Origin of the sequence: Micromonospora sp. LOL_013 (assembly GCF_048060315.1) — a bacterium.
Taxonomy (GTDB): domain Bacteria; phylum Actinomycetota; class Actinomycetes; order Mycobacteriales; family Micromonosporaceae; genus Micromonospora_E.
Genome location: NZ_JBHMIQ010000041.1, coordinates 13342 through 26920 on the forward strand (window position 1 = coordinate 13342; position 13579 = coordinate 26920).

At 69.6% G+C, this 13579-nt stretch carries 12 protein-coding genes; 7 read left to right on the forward strand and 5 right to left on the reverse strand.

Annotated features, from left to right (window positions below):
• The first annotated feature begins 77 nt into the window (after positions 1-77).
• Together ACFHWS_RS23405 and ACFHWS_RS23410 are read left to right on the forward strand one after the other, a co-directional pair.
• Positions 78-1430 carry a ferric reductase-like transmembrane domain-containing protein gene (locus ACFHWS_RS23405; protein WP_416569078.1) on the forward strand — a complete coding sequence of 451 codons (1353 nt, stop codon included), beginning with the start codon at positions 78-80 and terminating at the stop codon, positions 1428-1430.
• A 125-nt stretch (positions 1431-1555) separates the two neighbouring features.
• Positions 1556-2887, forward strand: coding sequence for an NAD(P)/FAD-dependent oxidoreductase (locus tag ACFHWS_RS23410; RefSeq protein WP_416569079.1), 1332 nt, complete (start codon positions 1556-1558; stop codon positions 2885-2887).
• Here ACFHWS_RS23410 and ACFHWS_RS23415 read toward each other — a convergent pair.
• Both ACFHWS_RS23415 and ACFHWS_RS23420 read right to left on the reverse strand, forming a co-directional pair.
• Entirely contained in the window at positions 2881-3747 is an 867-nt protein-coding gene (locus tag ACFHWS_RS23415) for a trypsin-like serine protease (protein ID WP_416551044.1), read from the reverse strand. The two genes, ACFHWS_RS23410 and ACFHWS_RS23415, sit on opposite strands and share 7 nt — an antisense overlap.
• A 164-nt stretch (positions 3748-3911) precedes the next feature.
• Positions 3912-4457 (reverse strand): DinB family protein, encoded by a 546-nt coding sequence (locus tag ACFHWS_RS23420; protein ID WP_416551045.1) that lies wholly within the window; start codon positions 4455-4457, stop codon positions 3912-3914.
• A gap of 181 nt (positions 4458-4638) precedes the next feature.
• Here ACFHWS_RS23420 and ACFHWS_RS23425 point away from each other — a divergent pair, with 181 nt between their 5' ends.
• A complete protein-coding gene (locus ACFHWS_RS23425; protein WP_416569080.1) occupies positions 4639-5859 on the forward strand; it encodes a hypothetical protein in 1221 nt (406 codons plus the stop codon).
• A gap of 90 nt (positions 5860-5949) precedes the next feature.
• Here ACFHWS_RS23425 and ACFHWS_RS23430 read toward each other — a convergent pair whose 3' ends face one another.
• Positions 5950-7266, reverse strand: coding sequence for an ABC transporter permease (locus ACFHWS_RS23430; protein WP_416569081.1), 1317 nt, complete (start codon positions 7264-7266; stop codon positions 5950-5952).
• On the reverse strand, positions 7263-7961 hold the full coding sequence (locus ACFHWS_RS23435) for an ABC transporter ATP-binding protein (protein WP_416569082.1): 699 nt from the start codon (positions 7959-7961) through the stop codon (positions 7263-7265). Before ACFHWS_RS23435 ends, ACFHWS_RS23430 begins: the two co-directional genes overlap by 4 nt.
• A 173-nt stretch (positions 7962-8134) precedes the next feature.
• Between ACFHWS_RS23435 and ACFHWS_RS23440 the strand changes: the two genes are divergently transcribed.
• The 4 genes from ACFHWS_RS23440 to ACFHWS_RS23455 all read left to right on the forward strand — a co-directional run bounded on the left by ACFHWS_RS23440 (position 8135) and on the right by ACFHWS_RS23455 (position 11328).
• Entirely contained in the window at positions 8135-9334 is a 1200-nt protein-coding gene (locus ACFHWS_RS23440) for a sensor histidine kinase (protein ID WP_416569083.1), read from the forward strand.
• Positions 9331-10014 carry a response regulator gene (locus ACFHWS_RS23445; protein ID WP_416569084.1) on the forward strand — a complete coding sequence of 228 codons (684 nt, stop codon included), beginning with the start codon at positions 9331-9333 and terminating at the stop codon, positions 10012-10014. Before ACFHWS_RS23440 ends, ACFHWS_RS23445 begins: the two co-directional genes overlap by 4 nt.
• 84 nt (positions 10015-10098) lie before the next feature.
• Complete coding sequence (locus ACFHWS_RS23450) at positions 10099-10707, forward strand: hypothetical protein (protein ID WP_416569085.1); 609 nt, start codon at positions 10099-10101, stop codon at positions 10705-10707.
• 21 nt (positions 10708-10728) lie between these two features.
• Positions 10729-11328 carry a hypothetical protein gene (locus ACFHWS_RS23455; RefSeq protein ID WP_416551052.1) on the forward strand — a complete coding sequence of 200 codons (600 nt, stop codon included), beginning with the start codon at positions 10729-10731 and terminating at the stop codon, positions 11326-11328.
• A gap of 73 nt (positions 11329-11401) precedes the next feature.
• Here the strand turns inward: ACFHWS_RS23455 and ACFHWS_RS23460 are convergent, their stop codons facing one another.
• The gene (locus ACFHWS_RS23460) at positions 11402-13522 is read right to left on the reverse strand and encodes a UvrD-helicase domain-containing protein (protein ID WP_416551053.1); all 2121 of its coding nucleotides are present in this window, start codon (positions 13520-13522) and stop codon (positions 11402-11404) included.
• Between the last annotated feature and the right edge of the window lie 57 nt (positions 13523-13579).

Consider the following 13579-nt stretch of genomic DNA (forward strand, 5'->3'; position numbering starts at 1 on the left):
CCCTTCCCAGAATTCGATCGAAATAACTGATAGCAGGGAGCAAGGCAGTGAGCCGGCTGTACGGCGATCCCAATCGCGTGCGAGACGCGATGGAGGCCACCCCCACCCCGACCCCTCCGAGCGGCATCCCCCCGATGACCCTGGCCCGCTGGACCCTGTGGGGTGTGCTGGCGGCCAACCTGTTGATCCTCGAAGTGGCGTTCTTCGCGTACGGCCAGGGCAAGCACCCGGTGCTGACCGTCGCGAAGTTCTTCGGCCTGCACGCCGCCATGATCATGATGCTGCAGCTGACCCTGGTGGCCCGGATTCCCTGGCTGGACCGGCGGCTCGGGATGGACCGGCTCACCGCCTGGCACCGGTGGATCGGGTTCGGTCTGTTCTGGACCGTGATGCTGCACGCCGTGTTCGTGATCGCCGGCTACGCCACCCTGTACGACATGGGCTTCGGCGAGACGTTCCTGAGTCTGGCCGGGGTGACCGCCTCGCTGCTCGGGATGATCGCCGCCGGCATCATGATCGTCGTGGTCGGGGCCTCCATCCGGTACGCCCGACGCCGCCTGCCGTACGAGGCCTGGCACAGCCTGCACGTGCTGATCTACCTCGCACTGCTGGCCGGCCTGGTGCACCAGTTCATGGAGACGACCACCTTTGACTCGGCCCCGGCCAACATCTACTGGTGGACGCTGTGGGCGCTGGTGATCGGGTCGCTGATCGTCAACCGGGTCGCCGTGCCGCTGTGGCGCAACGCGTACCACCAGTTCCGGGTCGCCGCCGTGGTGCCCGAGGCCGACAATGTGACGTCGGTGTACGTCACCGGCCGCCATCTGGACCGGCTGCCGTCGCGCGCCGGGCAGTTCTGCATCTGGCGGTTCCCCGGTCACAACCGCTGGTGGCAGGCGAACCCGTTCTCGCTGTCGGCGGCACCCGACGGGCGTTCCCTGCGGCTGACCGCGAAGGCCGCCGGCAAGACCAGCGCCGGGCTGCGGCACCTGAAGGTCGGCAACCGGGTCTTCATCGAGGGACCGTACGGCGCGTTCACCAACCTGCACCGCAAACTGGACAAGACCCTGCTGATCGCCGGTGGCGTCGGGGTCACCCCGATCCGGGCGCTGCTGGAGGAGTCGGGCGGTTCGACGGTGGTCCTCTACCGGGCGGCCAGGGAAACCGACGCGGTGCTCCTCGGCGAGCTGCAGGGGCTGGCCGCCGCGCAGGGTGCGCAGCTGCACGTGCTGACCGGGCGCACCGGGTCCGGGTCGCCGCCGAACCGGCCGTTCGACCCGGAGAACCTGCTCGCCCGGGTGCCGGACATCACCGAACGCGAGGTGTTCGTCTGCGGGCCGCCGGCGATGACCACCGCTGTGGTCGACAGCGTCCGGGCCATCGGCGTGCCGAACGCTCAGATCCACGCCGAACGTTTCGGGTTGGGCTGACCCCTGAGGCTCAGTCCTTCCTCAGGGTCCTCAGATCTCCATCACGCGCCGGGTCCGGTCGCGGCCCGATGGTCGTAGGACCCGTCGGCGGGTCGGCGGGTTCGACCCGGAAGGGCGAAACAAGGGTGAGCGACAGCGACGGCACCAGCGCGATCGTGATCGGGGCGGGGATCGCGGGCCTGGTCACCGCCCGGGTGCTGAGCGACCACGTCGATCGGGTGACGGTCCTGGAACGGGACCGGCTGCCCGACGACGCGGTGCCACGCCGGGGCGTCCCGCAGGGCCGCCACTGCCACCTGCTGCTGGCGGCCGGTCGGCGGCTCCTTGACGGCTGGTTCCCCGGGCTGACCGGGGAACTGGTCGCCGCCGGTGCCGTCCCACTGCACGGCGCCGACCTGGTGTGGCATCAGGGCGGCGGCTACCGTGTCCGTCCCGACCTCGGCTTCCTCGCCGTGTCGGCGAGTCGGCCGCTGCTGGAGGATGCGGTCCGTCGGTGCCTGCTGCGGCAGCGGCGCAACGTCACCGTCGTCGACCAGACCGCAGTCGACGGCTTGGTGGGCGCGACCGACCAGATCGTCGGGGTCCGGGTGGACGGCGTCGAGCACCGGGCCAACCTGGTCGCCGCCTGCACCGGGCGCAACACCCACTTCCTGGATCAGTTGGCCGAGCTGGGCTTCCCGGCACCCGAGGTCGCGGCGGTACGGGTCGACGCGGCGTATGCGTCGCAGCTGGTCCGGCGGGGTCCGGACGACCTCGACGGTGCCATCGCGGTGGTGGTCGACGACCGGGCCGGCGGCCACCGGACCGGCACCATGGTGCCGGTGGAAGGCGACCGCTGGCTGATCACCATAGGCTCCCGGCACGGGGAGGTGCCGCCCAGTGACCCGGCCGAGTTTGAGGCCTTCGCCCGGGAGCTCCCGTCGCCCACCATCGCCGATGTGCTGACCAAGGCCGAAGCGCTCAGCCCGGTGCTGACCCACCGGATCGCCACCGATCAACGCCGGCAGGTGGAACGGCTGCGCCGTACCCCGGCCGGATTCCTGGTCCTGGGCGACGCGATCTGCAGCCTCAACCCGATCCACGGGCAAGGCATGACGTCCGCCGCGCTGCAGGCCCGGGCATTGGACCGGGCGCTGCGGCGGTACGGGCCGACCTCGCCACGGCTGGCCGGTGCCTTCTACCGTCGGGCCGGCCGGGCGGTCGACGCACTGTGGCGTACCGCGGTCGGAGCCGACTTCGCCGACCCCCGGACCACCGGCCACCGGCCGGTCGGGACCGGCCTGGTCAACCGGTACCGGAACCTGGTGTCGCGGGCCTGCCACACGTCGCCGGTGGTGGCCCGGCAGGCGCTGCTGGTGCGACATCTGCTGGCCCGGCCGGCGTCGTTGGCGACTCCGGCGATGATGCTGCGGGTGCTGCTGGCCAGCCGACGTCGGCCGGGCCGGGCCGATCAGTAGATCGTCACGTCGTACTCGTTGACCGCCTCACGCACCGGCTGGTAGAAGGTCGTGCCGCCGGTCCGGCAGTTGCCGCTGCCGCCCGAGGTGAGGCCCAGCGCGGTCGACCCGGAGTAGAGCGGGCCGCCGGAGTCGCCCGGCTCGGCGCAGACGTTGGTCCGGATCAGACCCCGGACGACCCCGCTGCCCAGGTAGCGGACTCGGGCGTTGAGCGCGGTGACCGTACCGCTGTGGGTGCCGGTGGTGGAACCGGTGCGGGTCACCGACTGCCCGACGAAGGCGTCGCCGACGCTGAACCCACCCGGGTGGCTCTGCGCCGGGTTGTCGTAGCGGACCAGCGCGTAGTCGTCACCGGGGAAGCTGTAGTCGATGGTCGGGCCGATCAGGTTGGTCTGCGCGGAGTTGCTGTACCAGGTGCTGACCACCTCACCGCAGTGCCCGGCGGTGAGGAAGTAGTAGGTGCTGCCGCGCACGGCGTTGAACCCGAGCGAGCACCGGCCGCCGCTGCCGTAGATCGGGTCGCCGGACGAGACCAGCCGGGTGAAGACACCGGACGTACGCTCCACCCGGATCGCGCCGGCCTTCCCGCGCGCGGTCCGCCGGATCTTGGCGATCTCGGCGCGGGAGACGCTGGTGTCGGCGGTCACCACGACGCGGCCGGAGGCGCTGTCGACGTGCCAGGCGATCCCTTCGACGCCGGAGGCTTCCACCAGGTCGCTGACCTGGGCTAGTTCGCTGGCGGTGTAGACGACCGGGGCGGCTGCACCGGCGGATGGCAGGGCGAGCGCGCCGGCGGTGAGTACGCCGACGGCGACGGCGAGCAGCCGGGTTGCCCGGCTGGTCGTGTGGCTGATCCGCACTGTTCCCTCCTGAATGGGACTGGGGATCTCAGGCTTACTGGATATTGACAGTTTTGTTGTGTGTCGATGTTTATGCAAGTGCTAACATGTCAAAGTTACTTAGACAATAGCCAATATGAAAAACGATTCTGGCAGTTGTCTGACTTGGCGCGGTCCCGCCCCGGTCAGAAGGTGGTCCGGTCGAGGTCGCCATGCGCTGCCCGGAGCATCCGGAGCTGGCCGATTTCCGAAGCGTTCTTCATCAGCTCCGCATTGACCCAGCTGGCCAGGTGGGCGAGGCTGAGCCCGGCTTCGGCGGGCCACGGATAGGCCGTCGGGCGGTCGAGGTCGGCGTCGGCGAGTCGGTCCAGCACCGTGGTCCAGGTGGCACGCAACTCCCGCAGCCAGCCGATGGATGCCGCACCGCTGCCCGGCCAGCGGATATCCGCGCGATCGTGGGGCGTACGACTCTCGACGTGGTCGATGGCGACGGTCCACCACCAGCCGATGTGCCAGGCGAGCCAGGCGATCGTCGGCACCGGAGTCGGATCCGGTTCGCCGTCTGCCCAGTCCGGCACCCAGTCGCCGTCGTCGGACGGCCGCAGTGTCCAGCACACCGGTGCCGGTTCGGCGAGGAAATCGTCGGGCTGTAGTCGCTCCAGGTGGTACTCGAACAGCGACCAGGTCAGATCGAACTGCCACCGCAGCAGCTCGGCACGGGAGGACGACATCGGGTGATCATGTCACCCGCTGGTCTGGTGTCCAATGAATTACTGACACTGACCGTCTCCTGCTTGAACTTGCGACCAGTCCACAACTGTGGATCCTGGTAACGTTTCAAGCAGCACAGATCAATCTACTTCGATCTTTGTGTTCATTGTGTCGATCCAGTTCTCGTTGAGAGGATCACGGATGTCCCGTCCTGCCCGCCTCACCCGGCGCGCCCTCGCCGCAGCGGTCACCGGCGCCCTCGTCGCCACCCTCACGCCCGGCACCCCGGTCTCGGCCGCCGACCGACCCTTCACCTACCAGGTGACCCCCGGCACCGCGCAGTGGCGCGCGTTCAGCAGCCATCAGGAGATGGTCGACGCCGTACAGATGCCGGACAAGACCGCCGCCGCCCTGCGGACCCCGCTGCTCGTCGACGCCGTCCTGGCGTACCCGCTGCTGCCCGACGCCCTGGCCTTCAACAGCGTCCAACAAGGCTTCGAGACCGTCACCGCCCGCTTCACCGGACTGCAGGAACTGCTGCGCCGCCCCGACGCCGGCCAGGAACTGCTCAAGCGCTACCGGACCCTGAACCTTGCGGCCCGCCACGGTGAGACGCTCGATGAGGCAGGCGACCGAGTGATGACCGCGTGGAAACTGGAAACCGTCCTCGCCCAGCCGCAGGTGCTGGCCACCCTGACCCCGGCGCAGTCCGACGAACTGCTGCGGGTCGGCCTCGCCGTGCACCGGGCCAAGCAGGCTGACGCCGCGACGTACGGCCAGGCCAGCCTGGAACCGACAGCGGTGCTGCTGGGTCGCACGCTCGCGATCCGGGAGAACTGGGACTGGACCCGATCGGAGCTGCTGCGCGAAGGCCTGCAACTGCGGCCGGGCGCGGTGGCGACCACCGTCGCGGCGGTACGGGCACACCTGGCCGACCCCAGCGTCGCCCACCCGGTCCGCGACGACGTCGGGACGCTGGACTACTACAGCACCGTCTACACCCCCAACGGCACCCCGGTCTCGGTGATCACCATGACGTCCGAACTGACCAGTGCCGAGATCACCAGAGCCAACAATTTCGTGGCCGACGCCTATCCGTCGGCCACCCGGGAACGCAACGCCTCGCGCAAGTACAACTGCCACTCGTACGCCTGGTACAGCACCTCGAGCGCGAACAACCGGTGGATGAACAGCCCCGGTGACGACCAGTACTGGCTGGACGGCAGCTACACCCGCTGGCACCCGCCGTACATCTGGTTCTCCAACATGAAGCTGTCGTACGCCAGTGACGACCACTCCGGCATCTGGGTCGGCACCGGCAGCTACGTACGGTCCAAGTGGGGCCAGCTTCCCCTGATGTACCACTACTGGAACTACTCGCCGTACGTCAGCACGACCACCAACTCGTACTTCCCGTCCTGATCGATCGTCGGCCTGACCGACTCCATCTGCACGGCGACGTGCCTGGCGGGAACGGATCCCGCCAGGCACGTGGTGCATGCCGGCCGCTGCCTACTCGTAGCGCAGCGACTCGACCGGGTCGGCCCGGGCCGCCCGCGACGCAGGCAGGGTGCCGGCCAGGAACGCGATCGCCATCACCAGCAGAATGATCACCGCGATCGAGACCGGTTCGAAGGCGATCAACGTCAGGCCGGGCAGATCCGACAGGAAGCCGCCAGACAGTGCACTGCTGATCGCCGTACCGGCCGCGATCGCCAGCACCGCACCGATCGCGCTGCCGAGGAAGCCGATGAAGGTGGCTTCCAGACTGAACAGGCCGAACACCTTGCCGGAGCCCATGCCCATCGCCTTCATCAGGCCGATCTCGCGGGTGCGTTCCTGCACCGACATGAACAGGGTGTTGACGATCCCGAAGCTCGCCGCCAGCAGCGCGATGACCGCGAAGGCGTTGAGCACCAGCACGATGCCGTCGATCACGGTCCGGAACGCGCCGAGCTGGTCGGCGACCGTGCTCCCGGCGTAGCCGGCGTCGGCCAGCCGGTCCTTCAGCGCGCTGATCTGCTCGTCGGTCGCGGCCGGGTCGAACCAGATGCTCGCCTGGGCGTACCGCTGCGCCTCGGCGGCGGGCAGGCCGGTGTTCTGCGCGTCGAACAGCGCGTCGGTCAGCGCGTCGTTGGGCACGATGCTGGCCCCGTCCGGGGTCGCCAGGGTCTCCTCGGCCACCCCGACGATCGTCGCCTCGATGACCTGCTCTGTGCGCTCGGCGTCGGTGACCGCGATCGAGACGGTCTGCCCGACCGCCGCCGCGCCGTCGGCGAAGCCGAGCGGTTCGACGTACGACGTCGGGAGCGCGAGCTGCAGCTGCGATGACGAGTTGTCCGGCTCGGCCCCGGCCGCCAGCGGCGTCTGCTGCCCGGCGACCAGCCCACCGACGTTGACGACGTAGCGCGTGCCGTCGCCGACCTGGATGTAGTCGGCGCTGATCGACCTGGTGGCCTGGACGTCGAGCACACCCTCGATGTCGGCCAGCATGTCGATGTCGGCCGGGGTGAGCGCGACGACGGTCTGACCGGGCGGACCGGGCTGCCCGCTCGACACGGCGTCCGGGTCGTACTCGGCAGGTCCGGCGTCGGCGTCACCGAAGCCGTTGTCCGTGTCCGTGTCCGAGGACTTCATGACCGTCATGACGTCGGAGGCGCCGATCGCCGTCACCGTGTCGTCGATGTAGGCGTTGATGCCGGTGCCCAGCCCGCTGGTCAGGGTCAGGGTGAAGGCGCCGATGAAGATCGCCAGGATCGTCAGCAGCGTACGGGTCTTGGACCGGAAGGTGTTCGCGGTGGCCGAACCGATCAGATCGGAGATCTTCATGCCGGCACCGCCAGCGAGTCGCCGACCAGGTGGCCGTCCCGGACGAGGATGCGGCGGTCACAGCGCGACGCGAGCTCCTCGTCGTGGGTGACGACGATGAGGGTGATGCCGTTGTGCCGGTTGAGGTCGAAGAGAATGTCCTCCACCACCGCGCCGGTGGTGGAGTCGAGGTTGCCGGTCGGCTCGTCGGCGAAGATGATGCGCGGGTTGTTCACCAGTGCCCGGGCGATCACGACGCGTTGTTTCTGCCCGCCGGAGAGATTCGCGGCCTTGTTCTTCGCCTTGTCGGCGAGTTCCAGCTGTTCCAGTGCGGCCATGCCGCGCTGTTTGCGCTCGTTGCGACCCACCCCGGCGATCTTCATCGGGAGCATGACGTTGTCGAGCACGGAGATGTTCGGGGTGAGGAAGAACTGCTGGAAGACGAACCCGAACGTCTTGTTCCGGGTCTGGTTGAGGCGGCTGCCCCGCAGCGTACGGGTATCGACCCCGCCCAGCGTGATCGTGCCTGACGTCGGGGCGTCCAGCAGCGCGAGAATATGCATCAGGGTCGACTTGCCCGATCCGCTCTTGCCGAGGATCGCGACGCTCTCTCCGTCATGTATGTCGAAGTTGACTCCCTTCAGCGCGTCGAAGCTGTTCGCGCCGCGACCGTACGTCTTCCGTACGTCGACAGCCGAGATGACAGGGCTTTCCATCGGACTCCTCGTATTCGCCGACCAGGCCGCTTTCCGGCTGGTGTCTCCATCGTCGTCGGCGGCCCGGCCCGCCGCGTCACTCTGCGGCGGGCATCCGCGTACCACGTTCGCGGTAGCGGGGATTACCACGCCAGGTGGACCTGCGTGGTCACGACGGCCGGCAGACTGGGACCATGACGACCACTGCGGCCGGGCCGGCGGACCCGAGGTACCGCCGTCCGCGCGTACCGCCGTGGGTCGGTGACCTCGTCGCAGCGGTGATCATCGTCGCGATGGCGCTCATCCAGTTCAAGATCCCCGAGCACGAGCCGGCCGGGACCGTCGCCGTCGCCCTCGCGGTCGTCCCCGCCGGGCTGTTGCCGCTGCGGCGGCGCTGGCCGCTGCCCGTGCTCGCCGGCTGTATCGCCATATACGGTCTCGTCGCGGCCACCGGGGCGCTGGAGCCGGGCGTGGTGCTCGCCGTGTCGATCGCCATGTTCGGCGCGGCGAACCGCACGGACCGGCGGACCACGCTCACCGCCGCCTGCACCGCCGTCGTCGTGACGGCCCTGCTCAACCTTCTGACGGCGATCGGGAGCGTGTTCGATCCCCGCGCGTTCCAGGTCACCGTCGTGGTCGCCTTCGCCGCCGCCGCCGGCGACGCCACCCGCTCCCGGCGGGAGTATCTGCGCGCCATCATCGAACGCGCAGAACGAGCGGAACAGACCCGCGAATCCGAGGCCCGCCGACGGGTGACCGAGGAGCGGCTGCGGATCGCCCGTGACCTGCACGACGTCGTCGCCCACCAGATCTCGGTGATCAGCCTCAACGCCGGGGTGGCCTCGTCTGCGCTGCAGACCCGTCCCGAGCGGGCACAGCAGGCCCTCGGGGTCATCCGGGGCGCGGCCCGGACCGTGTTGACCGAGATCGGCGACCTGCTGCGGGTGCTGCGTACCGAGGACGACGACGCTGGCGGGGCGGCGGCCCCGCAACCTGGCCTCGACCAGCTCGACCGGCTGGTCAGCGGGTTCGCCGACGCGGGCCTGAGCGTCTCGGTGCGGACCGAAGGGGACCTGGCGGCGGTCAGCGGCGCGGTCGACGTGGTCGCGTACCGGGTCGTCCAGGAAGGTCTCACCAACGCGCACAAACACGGTGCCGAGCACCGCGCCCGCGTCCTGATCGAGGTCGACGCCAATCAAGTTCTGGTGGTGGTCACGAACCCGGTGTCCGGCCGATCGTCCGACGACCGGCCCGAGGTACCCAGTGGCGGACACGGCCTGGTCGGTCTGCGGGAACGGGTCGCCTCGGTCCGTGGCGTCGTCGAAACCGGCCTGTCCCCGGGTGGCTACCGGCTCGCCGCCACCCTGCCACTGCCCAAGGAGGATCCCCGGTGACCAGCGTGCTCGTCGTGGACGACCAGCCACTGATCCGCCAGGCCGTCACGGACATCCTGACCGACGACGGCCGGATCAGCGTCGTCGGCGAAGCCGTCAACGGTACGCAGGCCGTCGCGCTCGCCGCCTCGCTGCGCCCCGACGTCGTACTGATGGACATCCGGATGCCGGAACTGGACGGCATCGGCGCGACGGCGGCGATCTGCGCGGACCCGGCGCTCGCCGAGACCCGGGTGCTGATCCTCACCACGTTCGAGGAGGACGAATACCTGGTGGCGGCGTTGCGGGCCGGCGCGAGCGGGTTCATCGGCAAAGGGGCGGAGCCGGAGGAGATCGTCCGCGCGGTCCGTGCGGTGTACGCCGGTGAGGCGTTGCTGTCGCCGGCCGCGACCCGCAGCCTCATCGAGCGGTACGTGCTACCCAATGCCGCACCGGTCACAGTGAGCCGGCCGAATCCGGCCAGCGAGGCGATCGACCAGTTGACCGACCGGGAACGCGAGGTGCTGCTGCTGGTCGCGCGCGGCCGGTCGAACCAGCAGATCGCCGAGGACCTGGTGATCTCGCCACACACGGCGAAGACCCACGTCAACCGGATCATGACCAAGCTGTACGCGCACGACCGCGCCCAGTTGGTCATCCTCGCGTACGAAAGCGGCCTGCTGACCCCCGGCCTGACCTGAGGTCGAGGTGACTGTCGGAGATCTTGCACCGGGCTGGCCGGGTCTGCCTTGTGATCCATGGACCGACCTGCATACCGTATTGATATGTCCCGATCATTATCGTTGGTGGGGCGGGGGCGCCTGCCGAGCGGGGCGCGGGCCGCCGTGGTCGTGGCGGCCGGCACGGCGCTGTCGTTGCTCGCGGTCGCTCCGGTGCGGGCCGTCGACATGGTCCCCCAGGCCTGTCCGATCGAGGAGACCTACGAGGTCTGGACGCCGCAGAAGGTCTGGATCTCCACCGACACCGCGAGCGACTGGCAGACCGGCCCCGGGTCGATCGACTTCACCGGTAGCGGCACGATCGACATCTCGGTCACCACGTCGGCGAGTTTCTCGGTCTCGGCCGGTGCGCTCGTCGCGTCGGCTGAGACCACCTTCGGCGTCGACCTCACCGTCGGGTCGAGCCACACGACCAGCTGGAGCCATTCGATCCCGCTGTCGTCCGGGGTGACGTCCCGACTGGTACGGACGAAAGAAGGCCGGCTGTTCGGCTTCAGGAAGCACCGGCTCAACACCAACTGCACGGTGACCACGTCGGTTGACGCGGTGGCGTACGCCCCACTCGCGTCACACAGTTCGAACTACTACTGCTGGAAGCGGGACGACTACCCGGCGACGGCCTGGTGGTATCCGAACCCGCAGGGCGGGTGTTAACAAAGGGTGACGTGGGGAGACATGGGGAAGCTGCCTGCCGTCCTGGGCCTCGCCGCGGTCCTGGCGTTCGGCATCGCAGGGTGCACCGACGGCCCGGATGGCGGGGCGCCGACGCAGTCGTCGTCCGCAGGCCTGGCCGACGACGACCATCGGGGTGTCGCCCTAGAGTGGGCCGGGCGCGGCAGCCAGCACAGCTCACAGCTTGAGGTCAGCCAGAGTCGCTACGACGGCCTGGTCGTCTTCCGGAACGTGACAGGCTCTCCGGTCCAGCTGATCTCCGTCGAGATGGCGACGGACGACTCGACCGTCGTCAGCGTGGACCGGGTCGGCCTGGTGGCGCTGGCGCCGGACCAGGCCGACGGCGTCGGCTTCACCGACCGGTTCCCACCCGTGTTCGCACCTGATCTGACCGCCGTCGACCCGGCTTCGGCCGAGCTGCTGCCGAGCGACGCCAGCCGGGAACGCTACTCGGCCGTATTCAAGATCACGGCCGTCCGGCCCGGCCTGTGGGAGGCCCCACCCGTCACGGTGACCTACCGGTCGACCGGGGGCGTTCGCTCGATCGACTTCCCGCACCGGCTCTCCGTCTGCGTCGATCCCGCCTCGACGGCCGAGTGTTGAGGCGGGCCCGACGGGCGGTCCCCGCCGTGAGTCCGTTGAGCAGGGCTGTGTGGCGGAGGGTTCAAGGGGTTGGTCAGTGGGTGGGCCGGGCGTCGAGGAACGGGCTGGGTGCGCCGGCGTAGGAGACATAGAGCGAGTCCCGGGCGCGGGTGCAGGCGACGAAGAGCAGGCAGCGTTCCCGTTGCAGGTCGTGCCGGTGCGCGGCGGGGTCGTCGTCGGCTGCGGTGATCGTCGAGCGGGCCGGCATGGTGTCGGCGTCGACGCCGATCGCCGCGACGCAGCGGAACTCGAGCCCTTTCATCGCGTGCATGGTGCCGACCCGTACCGCGTTGGTCTTGCTGGCAGTGGGGGTGCTGACCGGGATGCCGGCGGTGCCGAGCCGGTCGCGGGCGGCGCGGGCCAGGTGGCCGTTGCGGGCGGCGACGGCGATCGCGTGCGGTTCGACTCCGTCGTCGATCCAGCGGCGTACCTGGTTGACGAGCTGGTCGTGCTCGGCGTCGCGGTCGGGGTGCCCGGCGATCCGGGGCCGCCGGCCGTGCATCGGCGAGCGGTAGCCGGTCAAGTTGTCCGGCTGGTCGTCGAGTCCGGTCGGGTCGACTCCGGTGAGCAGCCGTACCGACCAGGCGAGGATTTCCTGGGTGGTGCGGTAGTTGATGGTCAGTTTCCGGCTGCGCCCCCGGATCCCGACGCCGAGGCTGCCCAGCGACACGTGGTTGTCGTAGATGCGTTGGTGCGGGTCGGCGACGATGAACAGGTCGTCGGGGCCGGCGGCGACGGCGGCCCGCAGCAGCCGCCACTGCGCCGGGTGCAGGTCCTGGCCTTCGTCGACGATGACGTGCCGGTACGGGCGGTCCGGCCGTTCGGCGAGGATCTTCGCCGCCTGGTCGGCCAGCTGCAGGTGGGTGTGCTGGTCCTGTTGCCGCAGCGCGTCGGTGACCTGCCGGATCGCTTCCCAGACGGCGAGCCGCTGGTCGGCGCGCAGCGGTGCGCCGCGGCCGTGCCGGCGGGCGGCGAGGTAGCCGGCCGGCTCGGTGATGCCCTGGGCGAGGATCACCTGCTCCCATTCACGTTGCAGGAAGGCAGCGCTGTGCTGCCCGCCGGTGGCGGCGGCGGCCTGTTCCCACAGCGGTCGGGTGACGGTCCTGGCGTCGGCGATGGCCGGTTGGCGGCCGAGGGTTTCGGCGACGATCCGGTAGGCGAGCCGGTCGACGTTCAGCACGTCGATCCGGTCCCGTACCGACGCATCGTCGGTGAGCAGGCCGAGTTGCCGGTCGAGGGCGTCGGCGAGGTTGCGGGTGAAGGTGGTCAGCAGCAACCGGTCCGGGCCGTCGGTCGTCCGGGCGGCGAGGAACACCGCCCGGTGCAGGGCGGTCACCGTCTTGCCGGTGCCGGCACTGCCGGTGACCAGCGCCGGTCCGGCGTACGACGGCCGGTGGGCGATCTCGCGTTGGGTCGGGTGCAGGAAGACCCGCCAGGCGTCGAACGGGTGGGCGAGGATGCTGGCCAGTTCGGCGGGTCCGGAGACCAGATGGAAGCGGTCCGGGGTGCGGGCGGCGGCGGCGGTCAGGTCGTCCGGGTCGACCGGCTCGGCGGGGGCGCTGGTCGGCAGGTGTGCGCTGACCTCGTCCCAGACCTGTTCCGGGGTGTATCCGGCGGCGAGGCCGGTGAGTGCGTCGTACTGGGCGGTGGGTAGCAGGTTCGCCAGGGCTTCCAGGTGCGCGTCGGTGGTGAGCAGCCGGACCAGGGGGAGGATGTCGGCGTCGACGCCGAGCCGGATCAGGTCGGCGTCGTTGACCCGGCTGAACAGCAGGCTCGGGTTGGCCTTGGCGGCCTGTTGCAGGGCTGGCTCGATGCTGTCGAGGGCCTGTTGGTTGCGGACCTCGAGGACGCCGAGGGCCTGGTTGACGGTGAACCGCCGGCTGCTGGCGTACTCGATGGCGTCGTCGTGGGGCAGGACGGTGAGCAGCAAGAATTCGTCGCCGCTGGTCGGGGCGAGTACGACGCCCCGGTAGAACTGGGTGATCCGGATGGTGCGGATGCGGGAGTCCTTGGCGTTGGCGAGTTTCTCCAGGTGGATGCCGGCGTGGGTGTGTGCCGCGAACTTGTCGATCACGGCGGAAACCGATTTCTGGACGGGTTTCTGCAGCTTGGCATAGTCGGCCAGGAAGTCCTTGGCGATTCCGAGCTTGGCCACTGTCGTAACCCCTGTCGACTGTGTAGACAAATTGCACTAACCTGCACGCCTGCGTTC